17 protein-coding genes are annotated in these 18,702 nt (G+C 70.1%); 11 read left to right on the top strand and 6 right to left on the bottom strand.

What is annotated here, in order from left to right:
* Positions 1-130: 130 nt before the first annotated feature.
* From FJV41_RS03465 to FJV41_RS03445, 5 genes are all read left to right on the top strand, one after another.
* Complete coding sequence (locus FJV41_RS03465) at positions 131-2,359, top strand: serine/threonine-protein kinase (RefSeq protein WP_141640957.1); 2,229 nt, start codon at positions 131-133, stop codon at positions 2,357-2,359.
* Between the two features lie 54 nt (positions 2,360-2,413).
* Positions 2,414-3,241 carry a hypothetical protein gene (locus FJV41_RS03460; protein ID WP_141640956.1) on the top strand — a complete coding sequence of 276 codons (828 nt, stop codon included), beginning with the start codon at positions 2,414-2,416 and terminating at the stop codon, positions 3,239-3,241.
* An 11-nt stretch (positions 3,242-3,252) separates the two neighbouring features.
* The gene (locus tag FJV41_RS03455; RefSeq protein ID WP_141640955.1) at positions 3,253-4,071 is read left to right on the top strand and encodes a hypothetical protein; all 819 of its coding nucleotides are present in this window, start codon (positions 3,253-3,255) and stop codon (positions 4,069-4,071) included.
* 375 nt (positions 4,072-4,446) lie between these two features.
* On the top strand, positions 4,447-5,046 hold the full coding sequence (locus FJV41_RS03450) for an adenylate/guanylate cyclase domain-containing protein (protein ID WP_141640954.1): 600 nt from the start codon (positions 4,447-4,449) through the stop codon (positions 5,044-5,046).
* 41 nt (positions 5,047-5,087) lie between these two features.
* A complete protein-coding gene (locus FJV41_RS03445; RefSeq protein ID WP_141641005.1) occupies positions 5,088-5,735 on the top strand; it encodes a glutathione S-transferase family protein in 648 nt (215 codons plus the stop codon).
* Between the two features lie 16 nt (positions 5,736-5,751).
* On the opposite strand, the gene FJV41_RS03440 is transcribed toward FJV41_RS03445, so the two are convergent.
* The 3 genes from FJV41_RS03440 to FJV41_RS03430 all read right to left on the bottom strand — a co-directional run bounded on the left by FJV41_RS03440 (position 5,752) and on the right by FJV41_RS03430 (position 7,708).
* A complete protein-coding gene (locus tag FJV41_RS03440) occupies positions 5,752-6,576 on the bottom strand; it encodes a glycosyltransferase family 2 protein (RefSeq protein ID WP_141640953.1) in 825 nt (274 codons plus the stop codon).
* A complete protein-coding gene (locus FJV41_RS03435) occupies positions 6,573-7,172 on the bottom strand; it encodes an HAD family hydrolase (protein ID WP_141640952.1) in 600 nt (199 codons plus the stop codon). Before FJV41_RS03435 ends, FJV41_RS03440 begins: the two co-directional genes overlap by 4 nt.
* Positions 7,173-7,267: 95 nt before the next feature.
* A complete protein-coding gene (locus tag FJV41_RS03430) occupies positions 7,268-7,708 on the bottom strand; it encodes a host attachment protein (RefSeq protein ID WP_141640951.1) in 441 nt (146 codons plus the stop codon).
* A 192-nt stretch (positions 7,709-7,900) separates the two neighbouring features.
* Here FJV41_RS03430 and FJV41_RS03425 point away from each other — a divergent pair, with 192 nt between their 5' ends.
* The 3 genes from FJV41_RS03425 (at position 7,901) to FJV41_RS03415 (ending at position 12,736) form a co-directional block, all read left to right on the top strand.
* Positions 7,901-9,118, top strand: coding sequence for a peptidase associated/transthyretin-like domain-containing protein (locus FJV41_RS03425; protein WP_141640950.1), 1,218 nt, complete (start codon positions 7,901-7,903; stop codon positions 9,116-9,118).
* A 5-nt stretch (positions 9,119-9,123) separates the two neighbouring features.
* Positions 9,124-10,914 (top strand): hypothetical protein, encoded by a 1,791-nt coding sequence (locus FJV41_RS53435; RefSeq protein ID WP_246136968.1) that lies wholly within the window; start codon positions 9,124-9,126, stop codon positions 10,912-10,914.
* A 304-nt stretch (positions 10,915-11,218) separates the two neighbouring features.
* Positions 11,219-12,736, top strand: a complete 1,518-nt coding sequence (locus FJV41_RS03415) for a serine/threonine protein kinase (RefSeq protein ID WP_141640949.1) — start codon at positions 11,219-11,221, stop codon at positions 12,734-12,736.
* Positions 12,737-12,943: 207 nt separating this feature from the next.
* Here the strand turns inward: FJV41_RS03415 and FJV41_RS03410 are convergent, their stop codons facing one another.
* Positions 12,944-13,477 (bottom strand): FHA domain-containing protein, encoded by a 534-nt coding sequence (locus FJV41_RS03410; protein ID WP_141640948.1) that lies wholly within the window; start codon positions 13,475-13,477, stop codon positions 12,944-12,946.
* 148 nt (positions 13,478-13,625) lie between these two features.
* On the opposite strand from FJV41_RS03410, the gene FJV41_RS03405 reads away from it, so the two are divergent.
* Entirely contained in the window at positions 13,626-14,171 is a 546-nt protein-coding gene (locus tag FJV41_RS03405; RefSeq protein WP_141640947.1) for a hypothetical protein, read from the top strand.
* 31 nt (positions 14,172-14,202) lie between these two features.
* Positions 14,203-15,627 (top strand): alpha/beta hydrolase, encoded by a 1,425-nt coding sequence (locus FJV41_RS03400; RefSeq protein WP_141640946.1) that lies wholly within the window; start codon positions 14,203-14,205, stop codon positions 15,625-15,627.
* 4 nt (positions 15,628-15,631) lie between these two features.
* Here the strand turns inward: FJV41_RS03400 and FJV41_RS03395 are convergent, their stop codons facing one another.
* Positions 15,632-16,483, bottom strand: coding sequence for an ATP-grasp domain-containing protein (locus FJV41_RS03395; protein ID WP_141640945.1), 852 nt, complete (start codon positions 16,481-16,483; stop codon positions 15,632-15,634).
* Between the two features lie 138 nt (positions 16,484-16,621).
* Here FJV41_RS03395 and FJV41_RS03390 point away from each other — a divergent pair, with 138 nt between their 5' ends.
* A complete protein-coding gene (locus FJV41_RS03390; RefSeq protein ID WP_141640944.1) occupies positions 16,622-16,849 on the top strand; it encodes a hypothetical protein in 228 nt (75 codons plus the stop codon).
* A gap of 54 nt (positions 16,850-16,903) precedes the next feature.
* Here FJV41_RS03390 and FJV41_RS03385 read toward each other — a convergent pair whose 3' ends face one another.
* The gene (locus FJV41_RS03385) at positions 16,904-18,514 is read right to left on the bottom strand and encodes a serine/threonine-protein kinase (protein WP_141640943.1); all 1,611 of its coding nucleotides are present in this window, start codon (positions 18,512-18,514) and stop codon (positions 16,904-16,906) included.
* Positions 18,515-18,702 lie beyond the last annotated feature (188 nt).

The following is an 18,702-nucleotide window of genomic DNA, read 5'->3' as shown; positions in this document are numbered from 1 at the left end:
TCGAGGCGTGCCGGCGTTCAGTGTCCTTGCGGAAATCTCGCGGGGGCGTGTAGCAACGCCAGATGACTGGCCAAGGCGTGTCAGGGGCTCCAGGATAGAATGCGGCTTCCGGAGTGAAGGCCGGTCTTCCATGAGTTCCTTGCCAGCACACGACATTCCACTCGGCACCGTCCTACGGGACACGTACGAGATTGCCGGCGTGCTCGGCCGGGGAGGCATGGGCACCGTCTTCCTGGCGCGTCATCTGCGGCTTCCGGGTCGGCAGGTGGCGATCAAGGTGCTGCGGCCGGACTCGAGCCTGGGGAAGGATGTCTATCTTCGCTTCCGGCGCGAGGCGGAGATTGCGTCGCGGCTGGGCCATCCGAACATCGTGGAGGTCATCGACTTCGACACGCTGGAGGACGGCTCGCCGTTCCTGGTGATGGAGCACCTGCGCGGGATGCCGCTGTCGCGGCGCATGCGCAAGGGCGCGCCCCTGACGCTGACGGAGGTGTACTCGATTGCCCGGCAGATGGGCTCCGCGCTCCAGGCGGCGCACGGCGCGGGGGTCATCCACCGGGACTTGAAGCCCGGCAACGTGTTCCTCGTGCCCATGGAGATCGCGGGCATGTCGGTGGAGCACGTGAAGCTGCTCGACTTCGGCATCTCCAAGATTCTCGATTCGAAGACGGTGCAGACGCAGGACGCCATCCTGCTGGGCACGCCGCAGTACATGGCGCCGGAGCAGGCCACGGGGAAGAACAAGGACGTGGACCTGCGCACGGACATCTTCTCGTTCGGGTGCATGGTGTACGAGATGCTGGCCCGCAAGCTGCCCTTCAAGGACGGGGGCATCCTGCCGGAGCTCATCTACCGCATCGTTTATGATCCACCGGAGCCCCTGGCCGAAGTGGCGCCGGAGACTCCCGCGCACGTCATCCGCGCCATCGAACAGGCGCTGGCCAAGCGCCCCGAGGACCGCTTCCCGGACGTGAGCGCCTTCATCGCCGCGCTCACCGGGACGCCGCTGCGCACCGTGACGCCGCCCGCGGACGTGCTGCTTCAGCCTGTCGTCGCGCAGGCCGCCGCGCACGTGCCCACGGCGACCGTGCAGCCCCGGCCCATCGCGTCGCCCCCGTCGAGGCCCGCCACGGTGGCTGCCGTGCCCCGCCGTCCGTCCCAGCACGCCGCGTCCCGCCGCTCCGCGCAGGGTGAGTCCGCGCAGTCCGCTGAAGCGTCGCGGCGCTCCGCGCAGGGTGAGTCCGCGCAGTCCGCTGAAGCGTCGCGGCGCTCCGCGCAGGGTGAGTCCGCCCAGTCTCCTGATGCCTCGCGACGCTCCGCGCAGGGTGAGTCCGCGCAGTCTCCTGAAGCCTCGCGACGCTCCGCGCAGGGTGAGTCCGCGCAGTCCGCTGATGCGTCTCGACGCCCCGCGCAGCATGAGTCCGCGCAGTCGCCGGAGGCTTCGCGACGCTCGGCGCAGGCAGACGCCTCACGACCTTCGGAGGCTTCGGGCCTCATCGGGAAGTCGGTGCGTGTGTCGCCGCCGAAGGTCGTGTCCTCCGCTCCGCCCGCGCCTCCGGTGGCCGAGCCCGCAGCGGCGGTTCCGCTCGAGGTGTGGAGGCCCTCGGTCGCGAATGCCGCGCCGATGAGTCCGGACCCTTCGGAGCCCGACTCGGTCCCCGAGCCCCCGACGATTCGGTCCGCCTCGCGAGGTGTCCTGGCGGGCTCGCGCAAGGTCTGGGTCTGGATGGCGTTGGCCGCGGGCGTGCTCATCGCCGTGGGCGTGGGGTTCTCGCGAGTCCTGCCCTTCGCGTCTCGGGAGGACTCCGTGTCCGCCTCCGCCGACCCGGCGGCTCCTCCTGTCCAGGCGCCCGCGAGTCCCCCGGATGTAAATCCCACCCTGGCGCGCGAGGCCCCCGCGGACCCACCCAAGGCGAAGGCCGACTCAGAAGGCGCACTGGCGGTCGGCTCTCCGGAAGCCGCCCCTCCATCGGCGGAGACGAGCGTGACCCCAGAGGTGAAGGCGAAACCCCGGGGCAACGGAACCCCACCGAATGACGCCGCTCGAAACCCCGTGGGCACCTCGCGTCCGACGCTCGATGCGGAGCGGCGACGCAGCCCGGAGACCATCCAAGAAGGCGCGCTCGCGGACCTCGAACTGGCGGAGAAGGCGCTGGCGAGCGGAGACACCAGCGAGGCCCTCCACCTGGTGCGCCGCAGTCAGCGGTCGCAAGTCACAGGCGCCTCCTTCGCGCTGCTGACGCGGGTCCACTGCCGCCAGGGAGATTTGTCCAACGCGCGCACCGTCTGGCTTCGGGTTCCCACGGCGGAGCGCGCTCAGGTTCGCCAGTACTGCAAGCAGTACGATATCGCCCTGTGACGGCGGCGCCCGTGTCGGGCGTCCACGCGGGGCTCCACGAACAGGGGGCGTTGCTTGAGAGTCTTGTTGGCGTTGAGTGTCGTCATCGTCGTCGCGCTCGGTTGTTCGCGGAGCGCGCGGCCCACCACCGAAGCACCAAAGCCGGAGGGCACGGGGCTCGTCTTCACGTCCGAGGGTGGGGATATCATCACCATCGTCCCGCTCCTGCCCGCGGAGCCCCGACGGGCCCTGGTCCAGTTCCACGCCCCGGGCGATGACCTGGATGGGAAGGTGGCGCTCCACAGCGTCGGTGACGACAACTCCTACTGGACGGACTGGCGCGGCAAGCGTCTGCGCCTGGTGCGACTGGCGCCGTCCCAGAAGTCGAACGGGAGGAACACCCTCAACCGCTTCGACAAGGAAGACCCCGTCACCCTCTACGCGAGCGAGGAGCGCTCGAAGAAGGTGGACGTCGAGGACGTGGTGGAGCTGTACCAGCGCCAGCTCGCCGACGGCACGCTCACCCGCGCCGCCGCGTTCGACAAGGCGTTCTGGGCCGCATCCGAGGAGCGCGACCTGGCCGAGAAGGTGAAGACGCTCAACCAGACGTGCGGCTCGAACGTGGCCGTCCAGGTGGCCTGGGACACCGTCTCCGACAAGGAGCTGAGCGAGTACCCCATCGGCGCGTACTGCGCCGGGCCGCTCGAGGCCCTTGAGTTCCTGTGCCGGGGCTCGGAGGAAGCCCGGCGCACCGTGAAGAGCACGCTGAAGCGGGTGGAGTGCCGCAACGGCGCCGCCTACGGAGGCAAGGTCGAAAGCGGCGCGCTCCAGTGGACCATCGCCCCCGCCGCGGGCGGCATGGACACGGCTTCCTACGCCGACTTCTTCCTGGACCACCTGTGAGGCTCCATCCCATGTCCCTGGCCCATCGCCTCGCCCTGCTCCTGACGTTGTCGTCCACCGCCGTCCTGGCCCACGAGCCCCCCTGGGCGCGCGAGGACTCGCTGCGCAAGCGCATGCTCCTGGAGCGCACCGCCGTCTGCACCGACGGCAAGGGGCACTACGTCTCCTCGACGGAGGTCTTCGACAGCTCGCAGCCGCAGCTCTTCTACGGAGACGGCGCCACCTTCACCGAGATTCCCATCGCCCCCAACGTCGTCCGGCTCCCCACCGGCTCGTTCTTCGAGCCCCGCTTCTGGAACCCGGACCTGGAATCCAACGCGAATGGCGTGGACGCGCGCGCCTACTCCGTCGTCCAGGTGGACCCGAAGGAGGGCACCTGCTCGGTGCGCTGCGGCCAGCGCGCGACGGCCTTCAAGCTGCTGGCGACGGAGACCTCGCGCGAGCTGCTGCGCAAGGCGGCCTATACCCCCAGCCCCATGAAGTACGAGCCGTACGCCCTCCTGCGCGACACCAAGGGCGTCTACTTCCTGGTGGAGCGGGGCCGGCTCCAGGCCGAGCAGAAGAGCTTCCGCGTCTTCATCGGCCCCCGTGGCCGGATGAAGCAGCAGCAGATGGTCAACGTCGTCTCCGACTCGAAGGGGGAAATCTTCTCCACGAAGAAGGGAGACCTCCAACTGCTGCTGGACCGCGAGCTGCCGTCGCTCTGGGTGGAGAAGAAGGCCCGCCGCAAGCTGCGACAGGTGCCTGTCTCGGAGAACCTGGCGCTCATCTACAACGAGCTCGGCATCTACACCGGCGCCCGCCTGGGAACCCCCTGCGACGACCTGTGAGGCCCACCCCTCACCTGTCCTGAGAAGAACGCGCACCTGACTCACTGCGTTGGAGGTCGGACACCCGTGGAGTCCGACCTCCTGGGCTGTTTGTGCGTCGCGTCAGTGATGAATTATCCTGATGGAGTCGAGCAGAGTGGTTCAGTGTTCGTCCCATCGCTCCCCGGCCCTGACGCAGCGGGACTGAGAGCGAGCGGCCGTCGAAGCCGAGACGTCAGGAGCGAGGGACTTCACGCGATGCATGGCCGCGCCCGTCCGGGCGAGAGGTCATCCGGGGCCCGGTCCCAGCCGTGACGGGGGGCTCGGCTGGGACCGGGGACCTCGTCCTGGAGTAACGTTTTGGACAATTGGCATCGGGGGGAGGGGAGCTGAGCGATGGTGGTGGAGGAACCCGAGCCGGGCAAACTGTCGGCCATCCTGTTCACGGGCATCGAGGCCGCGGGGCGCCAGTCCTGGCGTGACGAAGCGCTCCAGCAGGTGGTGCGCGACGAGCACGCCGTGCTGGTCCGCGAGCTGCTCCCGCGACACGGTGGCCGCGAGGTGAAGCGTCTGGAGGACGGCTTCCTGCTGGAGTTCGAGGGCGGGCTGGCCGCCGTGGACTTTGGCCTGGAGCTGCAGCGGGCGCTGGAGGTGCACAACGGGCTGGTGGCCGTGGAGCGCCGCGTGGTGATGCGCGTGGGCGTGCACCTGGGCGTCGTCGTGCACCGCGACGGTGAGGTGTTCGGCGAGGGCGTCAACCTGGCCGCGCGCATCGAGGCGCTGGCGCGGCCCGGCACCCTCTACGTCAGCGAGACGGTGGCGCGGCAGGTGGAGGGGCAGCTGGAGTCCCCGCCGGTGCGCCTGGGTCGGGGCGAGATGAAGAACATCCGCCTGCCGGTGGCCGTGTATCGCATCGACCCGCCGGAGCACCGCCGTCGCCAGCCGTGGTTGTCGCGCGTGCGCTCGTTCCTGGGCCGCAACACCCCGGCGAACTGAAGCGCGGGCGTCCCGTGGCGTGGAGCGCTACCGTGCGCGCCATGCCCCAGCTCACCCTCGTCGTTGCCTCGAAGAACTATTCCTCGTGGTCGCTTCGGCCGTATCTGGCGCTGGCCCACACCGGGCAGCCGTTCCAGGAGGTGGTCATCCCCCTGGACACACCGGAGACGCGGGAGCTCATCGCCCGTCACTCCCCCACGGGCCGACTGCCGCTGCTCAAGCATGGCGACGTGTCCATCTGGGACTCGCTGGCCATCTGTGAGTACCTGGCGGAGACGTTTCCGGAGGCCCGGCTGTGGCCCCAGGAGCGCGAGGCCCGCGCGGTGGCGCGCGCGGTGACGGCGGAGATGCACTCCAGCTTCACGAAGCTGCGCGAGCACATGGGGATGAACCTGCGCGCGCGCCGTCCGGGACAGGGCCGGGTGCCGGGCGTGGCCGAGGACATCGCCCGCATCCAGGCGCTGTGGACCGACTGCCGCGCCCGCTTCGGGCAGGGCGGGCCGTTCCTCTTCGGCCACTTCACCATCGCGGATGCCTTCTACACGCCGGTGGCCACGCGCTTCGTCACCTACGACGTGGCGCTGGAGCCGGTGTGCGCCGCGTACCGCGACACGCTCCTGGCCCAGCCCGCCTTCCAGAAGTGGGCGGAGGCGGGGCTGCGCGAGCCGCCCGTCGCGAAGTACGAGTGAGCCGCCGGCTTGGGCCTCAGTCCAGCCGGCCCTCGCGCACGCGGGCGAACAGCTCGTCGTAGCGCTCCTCCGAATAGATGCGCGCCAGCTCCGCGAAGCGGCCCTCGCGCAGCTGGCGCAGGTACGCGTACTTGGTGGAGTGGTAGCCGGCCACGCCCCACGCCAGCCGGGAGGCGTCCGCTCCGCCCCGGAAGACGGCGCCGGTGAGCACGCAGTCGCGCACCCACGCGGCCAGGCGCTGGATGACCACGGGCTTGAGCCTGCGTTGCTCGAAGTGGGCGCGCAGGGCCCACATCAGCGCGTAGCGCTCCTCCTTGGCGCAGCGGCGCGCCACCGAGGTGGCGAAGCGGTGGTCGATGGGCGCCAGCACGCGCCCGCCCCGCATCTTCGGCAGGGCCTCATGGACGATGTGCCGCGCGTGCCACACGGCCTTCTCCCGCCGCACCAGCCGTGCGCGCCACTGTGTGCGGAAGAGGAAGCGGCGGCCCTCCACCTCCGCCCAGTCGCGCCGGGGCAGCCGGTAGACGTCGGCGTCGGGCGAGGAGCCCTTCCATGCGCGCAGCGTGTCCACGGCGCCGGGCTCCAGCGACTCGTCCGAGTCCAGGTAGAAGACGTAGTCGCATGGTGCCAGCGCGTTCACCGCGGCCACTCGCGCGGCGCCATAGCCCTTCCAGGAGTGTGGCACCGAGCGCGCCCCCAGGGAGCGCGCCAGCTCCCCCGAGCCGTCCGTGGCGCCGGAGTCCAGCGCCACCACGTCATCGCAGAGGGCCAGCAGGCCGCGCAGGCAGGGCTCCAGCGTGTCCTTGTTGTCGCGGTGCAGGACGTAGCCACCGAGCCTCATAATCCGAGCGCCTCGAGCTGGGTGTCGAAGGCGGCGGCGGTGGTGAAGAGCTGGCCGCGCAGGCCCAGCGCGTTGGCCGCGTCCACGAACTCCGGCAGGTCATCGAAGAAGGCGGCCTCTTCGGGCGCGCAGCCCGCGCGCTCCAGGGCGATTCGGTAGATGTCCGGCTCCGGTTTGACGCTGCCCACCTCGCAGCTCATCACCAGCGCATCGAAGCGCTGGAGCAGGGGCAGGCGAGGCCGCAGGTAGGCCGCGTGCAGCGCGTTGGTGTTGGACACCAGCACCAGCTTCACCCGACCCACCAGGGACTCCACCCGGGGGAGCACCGCGTCGTGGGTGGTGAAGTGGCTGCTCCACAGGGGCGCGAACTCCGCCATGGGCAGCTCCAGGTTGAGCGCCCCGCACACGCTGCGGCGGATGCCCTCGGCGTCCAGGAGGCCCTTGTTGGCCGCGGTCCATCCCGCGCCCATCAGCCGCTGGGAGACCTCGTGCGCCTGCATTCGGGCACAGGCTCCCAGCCTGGAGAACAGCAGCGCGTTGTCGTGGAAGACGAGGACGTTGCCCAGGTCCAACAGGACCGCCTTCACCGCCGCCATTCATGCTCCTCGTGCCGCGCGGCCCGCGCGGGCCCGGGCGTCGCCCCACCGCTGACGCCCGGACTGCTGTTCCGGAAATTCCGGAAAAGGCCACGCTAGAGGAGGGGAACGCGTTCAGGCAAATCGCGGGCCGGCACGGTGGAGTAGTCGGAGCCCACGTCCAGCAACACCCGCTGTCGGACGCGGGTGCTCAGCGCCTTGCGCAGCCGCCCGAGGAATTCAGGGGGCGCGGCGATGACGAGCTTGTCGAAGGCGTGGCGGTCATGCCCCTTGTCCAGGACGCCGGACAGCTCCCGGGCGAACCGCTCGTGCTCCAACTCCTTGCGGCCATTGGGCTCATTCTCACCGGGGGGCCCGTGCAGGGTGCCGGCGTTGGGGTTGTCTGGCTGGTCGCGCAGGTCATCGCCCTTGGCCCTGCTCTCCTCGTGGTGGAACTCCTCGACCAGACTCCAATCCTTCTCCGCCTTCGCGTCCGTCGCGAAGAGCCTTGCCCGGCTCGCGTTCCCCACAAGAATCCAGAGCTTTGCGTCCGCCATGTGTCACGCCTCCTTAGGATGGGAGATGAGGACCCACGCGACACCCGGCAAGCTTCCGGCCCCGAGCCGCTTCCCCTTCGTGCGCAGGGCAGGCGGCCATGTCGCACAGGGTTGACACCCACCCCCAGACCCACGGTGTCTGGAATCTGACCGATCATTCCGTTGGGAATGGCAAAGGAGTAGAACGGCGGGATGCGCATTCCCGTCGTTCTGCCTGTCGCCATGCTGGCGCTCGCGCTGCTGGCCCGTCCCGCGCGGGCTCAGGAGCAGGGCGGCCTGGGGCTGGACCTCAGCTCAGAGACCTCCTCCCAGGAGTCCCCGTCGGAGCAGCCGGGCGGACAGGACATGGGGTTGGACCTGCGAGCGGAGGACGAGAACGCCGTGTCGCTGACACCGCGTTTCGTCCTGCTCGGGTTGGACACGCCAGAGCGCGCGGGCTCGCAGCAGGCGTCGGTGTGGCTGCGGGAGCTGGCGAAGGGCGCGATGTCGTCCGGCATGGTGGCCTTCGGCGCGGGCCCCCGGGAGGTGCGCGAGCGACTGGAGGCGAACTACGACGCGGCGCTGCGCTGCTCGCAGGCGTCGTGTCTGGCGGAGCCGGCGGAGTCGCTGGACGCGGACCTGCTGACGACGGCGCGGCTGTCGCTGGAGGACGCGGGCTGGACGCTGCGCGCGTGGACGTACGACAGGGACAAGGGCGTGGTGCACGAGGACGTGGTGTCGGGGCGCAACCCGAAGGACGCGGCCTTCCAGCAGGAGGCGGCCACCAAGCTGGGCAATCGGATGATGGCGCTGGGCCGACCGCGCGCGCTGCTGAAGGTGAGCGTCAACGTTCCCACGGCGGTGGTGAAGGCGGGCGAGCGCATCCTCGGCGTGGGAAGCGTGGAGGCGCGCCTGCCGCCGGGCACCATGCAGGTGGAGGTGTCCGCGGATGAGTATGCGTCCTTCACGCGGACGGTGACGCTCAAGCCCGGTGGGCGCGAGGAACTGGAGGTCCGCATGGAGATCTCCGGCCCGGCGCCGGAGGGTCCCGAGGACGCGGTGGCCCGACAGGTGGCGAAGCGCGGTCGCGGCACGCCCATCTACAAGCGGCCGGCGTTCTACACCGCGCTGGTGGGCCTGGCGGCGGTGGGCGTGGGCGCGGTGCTGGGCAAGGGCGCCAAGGACGTGGAGGGCCGGGCGAAGGACGCGGATGGAGACGGGATGCTGGATGTGTCCCGCAAGGAGCGACTGGATGCACAGTCGCAGGCCAAGCTCTCCCAATGGTTGGCTATTGGTGGTGGTGCGGTGACGGCGGGCAGCGTGACGTGGCTCTTGGTGGTGCCCTCTCACAGCGAGGCGCCGACGCCCGCGGGCACGGTCAGCGCGGGCGCGGCCACGGCGGTCCATGTCATCGTCGGCGGGAGCTTCTGAGCTTTATGAAGACCTTCAATTCCTGGCTGCGAGCCTTCGCTTCCCTGCTGCTGGTGTCCGGCGCGGCGGGCTGCAAGGTGGAGTTCCCCGACAACGCCGCCTACACCTGCGCGGTGGAGGCGGACTGTGGTGGGGACGGTTATCTGTGTACAGCGCTGCCCAACGGGGGACCCAAGTACTGTTGTCTCCCGGAGCCCGACGAGAAGTGCAACGGCGTGGACGACGACTGCGACGGCGCGGTCGACGAGTTGGAGGCGGCGTGCTTCTCGGGTGCCGCCAACCTGCGCAACGTAGGCGCGTGCCGCGATGGCCAGTCCGTCTGCACCCGTGAAGGCACGGTGGCCTGCGTGGGCGATGTGCTGCCCGCCGGCGAGCGCTGCAACAGCGTGGATGACGACTGCGACGGTCAGGTCGACGAGGACTTCGACCGGATGACGGACCCGTTCAACTGCGGCACCTGCGGCACGGCCTGCACCGCGCAGCAGAACTGCGTGGAGGGCCAGTGTCAGAAGCGCACGGAACTCGACTGCGGCAATGGCATCGATGACAACCGGGATGGCCCGGCCGACTGCGCGGACCGCGACGACTGCGACAACCAGGCCTGCGGCGCGGGCTGCACCTGCCAGAACGGGAAGAAGACCGAGACGGGCTGCGGCAACGGCGTGGACGACGACGATGACCGGAGCATCGACTGCGCGGACCGCGACGACTGCGACGACCAGTCCTGCGGCGCCGGCTGCGTGTGTGACCAGGGCCGCAAGGCGGAGTCGCTGTGCACGCCTGACAGCGCGGACGAGGATGGCGACGGCCAGCTCAACTGCAACGACACCGACTGCGAGCGCAGGGAGTGCGGTCCCGGACTGGCGTGTCGTGGCATCAATTGTGTCGAGGGCGCGTGCGGCAACGGGAACGACGACGACACGGACGGACAGACGGACTGCGCGGACGTGGACTGTGGCGGTCAGTCGTGCGGCATGGGCTGCACCTGTCTGGCGTCGGCGAAGACGGAATCCGACTGCACCGACCGCCTCGACAACGATGGCGATGACAAGATCGACTGCTTGGATCCGGACTGTGCCAGCCAGCGCTGCGTGGCCGGTGAAGTGAACGCGGTGTGCATCAGCGAGAAGTGCGCGGAGCAGAACTGCCGCGACGTCACCGACAACGACGGTGATGGACAGACGGACTGCGCGGACCGCGATGACTGCGACTACGTCACCGTGGCCAGCAACGGCGCGACGGTGACGGTGATGTGCACCCAGGGGGCCGCGAAGGAAGTCCAGTGCTCCAACGGCCAGGATGACGACGGCAATGGGGCGATTGACTGCCAGACGGGCAACGCGGACGCCAACTGCGTGAGCGGCGAGTGCGGGCGCGGCTGCAGCTTCCAGAACTGCACGCGCCGGGAGACCCTTTGCTCGGATGGTCGTGACAACGACGGCAACAACGGCCTGGACTGCGCGGACTCCGACTGCAACAACCAGTCGTGTGGCACCGGCTGCGTGTGCACCGGCGGCGCGCGTCGGGAGACCATTTGCAGCGACGGCGTCGACAACGATGGCCTCAACGGCATCGACTGCGCGGACTCCGACTGCAACAACCAGTCGTGCGGTACCGGGTGTGTGTGCGGCGGCACCACCCCCAAGGAGACCATCTGCAACGACCTCGTCGACAATGACGGCAACAACGGCATCGACTGCGCGGACACGGTGGACTGTCCGAACAACGCGGCCTGCACGCGCGTGGTTGGAAGCAACCGCGTGCCGGGTGTCTGTCAGGCGGGCTCCTGCACCTGAGCACCTCCCTGGAGGTGGGGGTTTCCCGGCCCCGCCTCCCGTCTCATCCTTCCTCTCCGCGAGTCGCAGTCGTGATCCTCTCCCTGACGTCCCAAAGCCCGGTGAGCGAGCCTGTCCGGTGGAGGACGGCGCACGAGGCGTGGGCGCGTCCGTGCGGGCTGACCTCTCCTGCGCGGGGAGAAGGGTCTTCGAGGACCTCGGATGCGTCGTCTCCACAGGGAAGGAACGGCGCTGACGTTGGATGGAAGACAGAGGGCCCGGCGTGGGTTGCCGTTGCTCCTGAGCATGGAGAGTTCTTCACACCATGGGCAACGATGACCTCTTCGCGCAGACCCTGCTGTCCGGTCGTGGAGGCTCCATGAGCGGAGAGCCCCGGATGGGCGAGGAGCTGCGGGAGGGCTTCGTGCTGGGCAGCTACCAGCTGGAGACTTTCCTGGGTGAAGGCTCCATGGGGCGGGTGTTCCAGGCGCGTCACGCGCGGCTGGGGCGGCAGGTGGCCTTGAAGGTGCTGAAGCCGGAGCACGCGCGGGACGGCGGCTTCGTGCAGCGCTTCTTCCAGGAAGCCCGCACCGTGAATCAAATCAACCACGAGCACATCGTGGAGATTTTCGACTTCGTGGACGAGGGCGAGGGCGGCCACGTCTACTGCGTCATGGAGCTGCTGCGGGGCCAGGGGCTCGGCGTGCTCTTGAAGCAGGAGCCGCTGTCGCTCGCGCGCATCCAGCGCATCGCCGTGCAGGTGTGCGCGGCGCTGGGCGCGGCCCACCAGGTGGGCGTGGTTCACCGGGACATCAAGCCGGACAACCTCTTTCTCACCCAGCGCGCGGGCCAGCCGGACTTCGTGAAGGTGCTGGACTTCGGTGTGGCCAAGCACCTGTCCTCCGAGGGGGCTCCCACCGGCACGCTGGACGGGACCATCATCGGCACGCCGGCGTACATGTCCCCGGAGCAGGCCGCGGGCCTCTCGGTGGACGCGCGCTCGGACATCTACGCGGTGGGCAACATCTTCTACGAGATGCTCTGCGGGCATCCGCCCTTCCAGGCGGAGGCCTTCGGGCAGCTGGTGGTGCAGATCATCACCCAGCCGCCGCCGCCGCTGCCCTCGCACCTGCCTTCGGGTGAGCCGTTGCCGCCCCAGCTCACGGAGCTGGTGATGCGCTGCCTGGCGAAGGAGCCGGAGGGGCGGCCCCAGTCGCTCGCGGAGGTGACGACGGGGTTGTTGCTGCTGCCCGTCCAGGTGCCCACGTCGCCGGAGGCGGTGGCCGCGATGGAGCTGTCCGAGCGGCCCACGCGGCGGATGTCCGTCGTTGGAGCGGGGCGTCGCCGCGCGGTGATGCTGGCCGGTGGAGGCGCGCTGGCGCTGCTGACGGGCGCGCTGCTGTGGATGGGGCTGGGTGCGGCGGATGCGCCCGTGCTCGCGCAGGCGCCGGTGTCCGTTGTCTCGCCGGAGCGGAAGGTCGAGCCCAGGAAGTTGGAGGTGTTGCCTCCCGCGCCCGTGCAGCCCGGTGTGACGCTCACCGTGCACTCCTTCCCGGAGGGCGCGCAGGTGGTGCGCTCGGACACGGGTGAGGTGCTGGGCATCACCCCGCTGGTGCGCGAGCTGCCGCGCCGTGAGGTGCCGCTGAGTCTTCGCGTGGAGCTCGCGGGCTACGTGTCGTCGGAGCGCTCGGTGCGGCTGGATGCTCACACCGAACTGGAAGTGCCGCTCGCCAAGTCCCTCACGGCGCCGAAGCCGGCCGCGAACGCGAAGAAGGGGAGCCGGAACGCGACCGCGCCTCGCAAGGGCGCGCGCGCCGCGAGCGCCGCCCCCGCATCACGTTGAGCGCGGACCGCCGGGCTCCTGCTCCACGCAGCGCGGTGAGTTACCCACCCCTCGTCACGGACAGTGTCGGGTGGTTGCGTTGCTGGCGGTGCATCCGCGCTCCACGCAGCGGCGCAGCGGGGTGAGAGCCCAGCCTGCGCCACTCCGGTTGCCGCGCTGCTGGCGGCGCGCCCGCGCTCCACGCAGCGGCACCGAGGTCTCCCCGCCTCAGCGCGAGGCGGCCGTCTGCGCCAGCACCTGCGCGGCGATGCGGGAGATGCGCTCGTCGAAGCCGCTCGCGTCGTGGAAGGTGAGGCGCACGTCGCCGACTTCCAGCTTCGCGCCCGGACTCAGCACGGTGCCCTCCTCGGGGAGCTCCTGCCCATCCAGCTTCACCGGACGGGCATCCGCCACCCTCGCCACGTGCCAGCCCGCGTCGGGGCGGGGCGTGAGGATGAGCTGCTCCCGCGACACCGTGGCGTCGTTGATGACCAGCGCGTTGTTCGAGGCGCGCCCCATCCGCATGGGGCCTCGCTCGGCCAGGGCCACCAGTTCGAAGCACATGGCGTCCCCGGCGGGCAGGCAGTCCCGCAGGTCCGTCAAGGGCAGCCGAGTGGCACCCACGTTCCCCTCCGTCGTTTCGGGGACGTTCCACGCGCCTGCCTCCCACACCAACCAGGGGTGTGGGTACTTGGCGCGAAACTTCTCCTTGAGAGCCATGTGCTGCCTCACGAGCAGCGAGAGCAGCAGAGCGCGTGCCATGGGTAACTCATAACCTCTTCGGGGCCCGCCAGGCGCGAGAAGGTGGGTTTGGGTGTCCACGAATGGTCGGAATCCAGGCGAGGAGGCCCCTCTCGCGCCCGGGCGGGAGCCTGTAGTACACCCGCGCCCACATATGTCTGGAGGTCCCATGCGTCGCCTGCTGCTCGCCCCGTTGTTGCTCCTCGTCCCCGCCTGCAAGGGTGAAACCGCGAAGGACGTCACTGCCGCGGTGGTGGGCAAGACGGTGGAGGTCGCCAAGGGCGCGGGCAGCGGCGTGGTGGAGGGCATGAAGGAAGGCCGCAAGGGCGCGGTGAGCACGGATGGCTCGCGCACGCTGTCCGCGGCCGACGAGGTCCACGCCAACACGGAGCTGTCCGTGCTGGAAGTGAAGGCGTCCAGCGGGGGCGGGGTGGAGGTGGTGCTGGCCGTGACGAACAAGACGGCCGAGCCGCTGCACCTGCTGGGCCTCCAGGAGGGTGGCGGCGCGCAGTTGCTGGACAAGGACGGCTTCGCCACGCCGCTCCAGGCGCGCTCTCCGGGACAGGCCGCGGACTCCATCAAGGTGCCGCCCTCGGTGAAGGTGAAGGCGAGCGTCTTCTTCGATGGCGAGGCCGACAAGGCCGCGAAGGTGCGGCTGTGGGGGCGCGAGTTCACGGTGTCGGGCACCGCCACCGCCGCCACGCCCCAGCCCTGACGCTGGTTCCCTCCAGCCACTGGAGACGTTGATGCGCCGTCTGTCCGCCGTCCTGCTGTGCGCGACGCTGCTGTCCGCCTGTGATGACTCCGAGGGCGCGGCGTACGTGCCACCTCCGCCCTTCACCCAGACGTATCCGGACGGGGGCGTCTCGCCGGACGGCGGCTCGGGGCCGGAGAGCTGGGCCTGTCAGCGCTCGGCGGTGGTGCGCGGCGCGCCCATCTCCCTGTGGGTGAACCTGCAACTGGCGATGAGCCGCGCCACCTCACCCGAGGTCCGCACGGCGGCCATCGACCAGTTCGTGGCGGATGTGGCGGCGCAGGGCGGCACGCCGCTGGTGAGCGATGCGCGCTCGGGCCGGCAGCGGGTGGTCTTCTTCGCGCGCGGCGACTCCGCGCGCGACACGTCCGTGGCTGGCGACTTCAACGAGTGGTCCCCCACCGCCACGCCGCTGGCGCAGGTGCGTGACACGGACCTGTTCGTCGCGGAGGTGGACATCCCGCGCACGGGGCCGCACCCGTACAAGCTGGTGCAGGGTGGAGGCTTCTTCGAGGACCCTCGGGCGAAGCACGTGGTGTGGGACCGCCTCAACCGCAACGCAGTGGGCCAGTTCAACTCGCTCGTCTATCCGGACGCGCAGGACGCGACGAAGGGGCGGCTCACCGCCTGGTACGGCGTGCACGCCACGGTGCTCGGGGATGCGCGCGACGTGTTCGTCTACACGCCGCCGTCCTACGACGGTCCGGAGTGCCCGACGCTGCCGGTGATGTACGTCCACGATGGCAACGAGAGCATCACCCGCGAGTCCTTCGTGGACGCGGCGGACGCGCACTACAAGGCGCGGCCCCAGGACGCGGCGGTGCTCGTCTTCGTGGCGCTTCCCACGCAGGACGTGCGGCTGGCGCAGTACACCTTCGCGCCCGCGCGCGCCCCGGGCTGGCCCGCGCCCAAGGGCGACGAGTACCTGGCCTTCCTGAAGGATGACCTGATGCCTCGCGTGGAGGCGGGCTTCCGGGTGAAGACGGGTCCCCAGGACACGGGCATCTTCGGCGCGTCACTGGGGGGACTCATCTCCGTGTACGCGGGCTTCCAGTTCCCGGAGAAGTTCGGCTTCGTGGGCACCCAGTCGGGGACGTTGTTCTGGCCGCACGACGGTGAAGTGGACCGGGACGATGGCAACGCCATGGTGCTGCGCGCGGCGCAGGAGCCGGTGGTGCCGGTGCGCTTCTACGTGGACCACGGCTCGCCGGCGACGGGCTGCACGGACGACGGCGAGCAGGGCTCCGACGACTGTCAGTCCAACCTCCAGTTCATCGCGGCGCTGAAGAGCCGGGGCTACGACGTGGCCCACGTGCACGAGCCGAGCGGGCAGCACGACTGGTCCTTCTGGAAGAAGCGCCTGCCGAAGCTGCTCTGCGTGTTCCGCAACACCGACGCGAAGGTGTGCGGCCTCTAGGGCTTCAGAGTCTGGCGGCGATGGCTCGGGCCAGTCGGCCTGGGGCCTCGGGGTCCAGTGACAGGAAGAGGGAGGGCTCGGTGACTTCCACTTCCTGCAGGCGCGAGACGCCTTCGTTGTCGGTGGCCACGTCCACGCGGGCGTAGAGCAGCGGCTGGCCGATGGCCTCCAGCACGCGCTCGGCCAGGCGTGACTCCTCGCGGTTGTCGGGCGTGAAGACGGTGGGCTGCGCGAAGCCCCGGGGCGCGGACTTCAGCGTGGGGGGCCGGCGCACCGCGTGGCTGAAGGCGCCGTCGAAGGAGATGTAGCTGCGCTCGCCCTCCGTCTCGAAGGCGGTGAGGTAGGGTTGCACCATGAGTTCGCACTCGGCGGCCAGCTCCGTCACGAGCTGGGTGGCGGCGGCGGCTTCGGCGCGCGGAAGAATGTGTGTCTTGAGTGCGCCCGCGGACACGGCGGGCTTGAGGACGACGGCGTCCCAGCCGCGCGACTTCACCAGGGCGCCGACGTCGAGCGTGCCACCGCGCTCCACCCAGACGGTGGGCGTGACGGGGATGCCCTTGGCCTCCAGCTCGCGCAGGTAGAACTTGTGCGTGTTCCAGCGCAGCACGTCGGCCGGGTTGTGGAGCTTCGTGAGGCGGCCGACCTTCTGCGCCCAGGCGACGAAGGTGTCGCGGCGCAGGTGGCTGTCCCAGGTGGTGCGCACGACGGCCATGCGCACGGTGCGGAAGTCCACCGTCGGGTCGTCCCACACGACAGGCCGCGCATCCAGTCCCAGCGCCTTCAGGGCGGGAAGCAGGGGAGCGTCGAAGGCGTCGAGCTCCGGCAGGTCGGCATAGGTGAGGACGGCCACGTCCATGGTGTGTTGCTCCCGGTGAGGCGTGCGCGCCCTAAGTAGCGCGAAGGCGCCGAGCGCGCAGGGATTTTGAGTGAAGGGGCGGCTGTCGCACGGCGATGCCTGGAGCGTGGTTGCTCGAGCAGGGAGGCTGCGAGCGCGGTGGCGCGATGCTCGGCGGGGGTGGGCATCGGCGCGATGGCTGCGCTGGGCGCGGTGGCTGGTCGCGCCTCGACGCGCATCAGGCTGGGCGCGCGGTGGCGGATTGAACACCGATGCGCGTCAGCCAAGGGCTCGGCGGCGGATTTAGCATCGATGCGCGTCAGCCGAGGGCGCGGTGGCGGGCTGAACATCGATGCGAGTCAGGCCAAGGGCGCGGTGGCGAGTTGAACGTCGACGCGCATCACGCCGGGCGAGCGGTGGCGTGTTGAACGTCGACGTGCATCAGGCCGGGCGAGCGGTGGCGGGGGCGCGAGGCGGTGCCTGTCCGCCCGCATCACTGGCCTTGTCCTTCTGGTTGCGCTCTTGCGCCTCACGCAGCGCGTTCGCGAGCAGCGCCTGTCCTCGGGGATAGGGCGCGGCTTCACCGCCTATCGCGAGCATTTGCTGTCGCAGCAGCGCGCCGCTGGCCGTGCGTTGCTCGGGCCGCTTCTCGAGCAACCCCATCACCGCCGCGTCCAGCTCGGGCGGCACCTCCGGGTTGAAGTGCGAAGGCGGCGCCAGCTCCTGGTCCAGCGTGGCGCGCAGCAGCGCTTCCTGCGTGGAGCCCTGGAGCGCGCGTCGGCCCGTGAGGGCCTCATGCAGCGTCAGCCCCAGCGCGAAGAGGTCCGCGCGCCCATCGAACGGCCGTCCCGCCGCCTGCTCGGGCGCCATGTAGCCCAACTTGCCGCGCACACTCCCTGCCGCCGTGAGCTGCGAGCGCGCCGAGTCCCGCGCAATCCCGAAGTCCGACAGCTTCGCTTCCCCGAAGCGGGACACCAGCACGTTGGGCGGGTTGAGGTCCCGGTGGACCAGCCGCAGCGGCTGTCCATCCGCGCCCGTGCGGCGGTGCAGATAGTCGAGCGCCGCCGCCAGCTCCGCGCCCAGGAAGGTCACCGCCGCCACCGGCAGCGGCCGGCGCGACAGCCCCCGCATCAGCGAGCTGAGCGGCATGCCATCCACGAACTCCATCGCCAGGAAGTACGTGCCGCCATGCCGCCCCAGGTCGAACACCTGGACGATGTTGGGATGGTTGAGCGACGAGCACAGCTCCGCCTCCCGGCGGAACATGGTGACGAACTCATCGTCGTCCGCGAACGAGGGGAGGATGCGCTTGAGGGCCACCTGCTTCTGGAAGCCACCCTCCGGGCAGTACGTGGCCCGGTACACCTCCGCCATGCCTCCGGCACCCACGCGCTCGTGCAGCACGTATTTGCCCATGACCTCCTGCTCCCGCAGGGCGGACAGCGCCCCCCGCGTCAGCTGGAGGAAGTGCCGCGCCAGCGTGGCGGTGAAGACCCCCGCGGCCACGAAGAAGAAGGCCCGCGTGGCGATGAAGCGCGGCGTCAGCGTGATGAGCGCCGACTCCGGCAGCAGCGGCTGGACGAAGAGGAAGTAGATGCCCAGGTACTCGGCGGCCACCAGGATGCCCGCAGCCAGCGCCAGCCGGGGATTGCTGCGCAGCGTCGCGAGCGTAATCAGCGTGGGCCAGATGACGAGCGTGGGCGCCGTGAGCGCGTAGATGGGCCCCTGGAAGCGCAGGTCGAACGCCAGCACCACCGCGGGGATGCTGACCTCAATCGCCACGTTGAGCCAGGGAATCGCCGGGTGGAACGCACCCGAGCGCAGCACTCGCCACAGCGCCGTGTAGTAGAGCGCCAGCACCGCCGACAACCCCATGAGGGCCTGCGTCAAGCCCCAGCCAATCGAGGGCCCCAGCGCCGCGGCCACCACCACCGACGCGCCCGACAGGCCCGCCATGAAGCGCGCCACCGACAGCTCCCGGGCCTGCGCATCGCGTCGTAGGTGTCCGTCCAGGAAGCGGGAGACGGGGCTCGTCAGGGTGTGCGCGGTCATCGGTCGTCCCACTCTACAAAAAGCTGGGAACTCGACACGGCCCCCCGGCCCTTCAGCCCGCATCTGGCTCGTGGGGTCGTCCTGACTACAGGTATTTCGGGGCGGGGCCCCGGGGTCGCCTGTCGCTGAAATGTTTCACGAGCTACTCTCCGCGCGTGTCGAGGACGTACCGCCTCACCCCAGGCCGG

It is taken from the genome of Myxococcus llanfairpwllgwyngyllgogerychwyrndrobwllllantysiliogogogochensis (assembly GCF_006636215.1).
In the GTDB taxonomy this organism is placed as follows: domain Bacteria; phylum Myxococcota; class Myxococcia; order Myxococcales; family Myxococcaceae; genus Myxococcus; species Myxococcus llanfairpwllgwyngyllgogerychwyrndrobwllllantysiliogogogochensis.
Note: the sequence above shows the minus strand (reverse complement) of the source record. Positions and strands in the feature narration are given on the sequence as shown.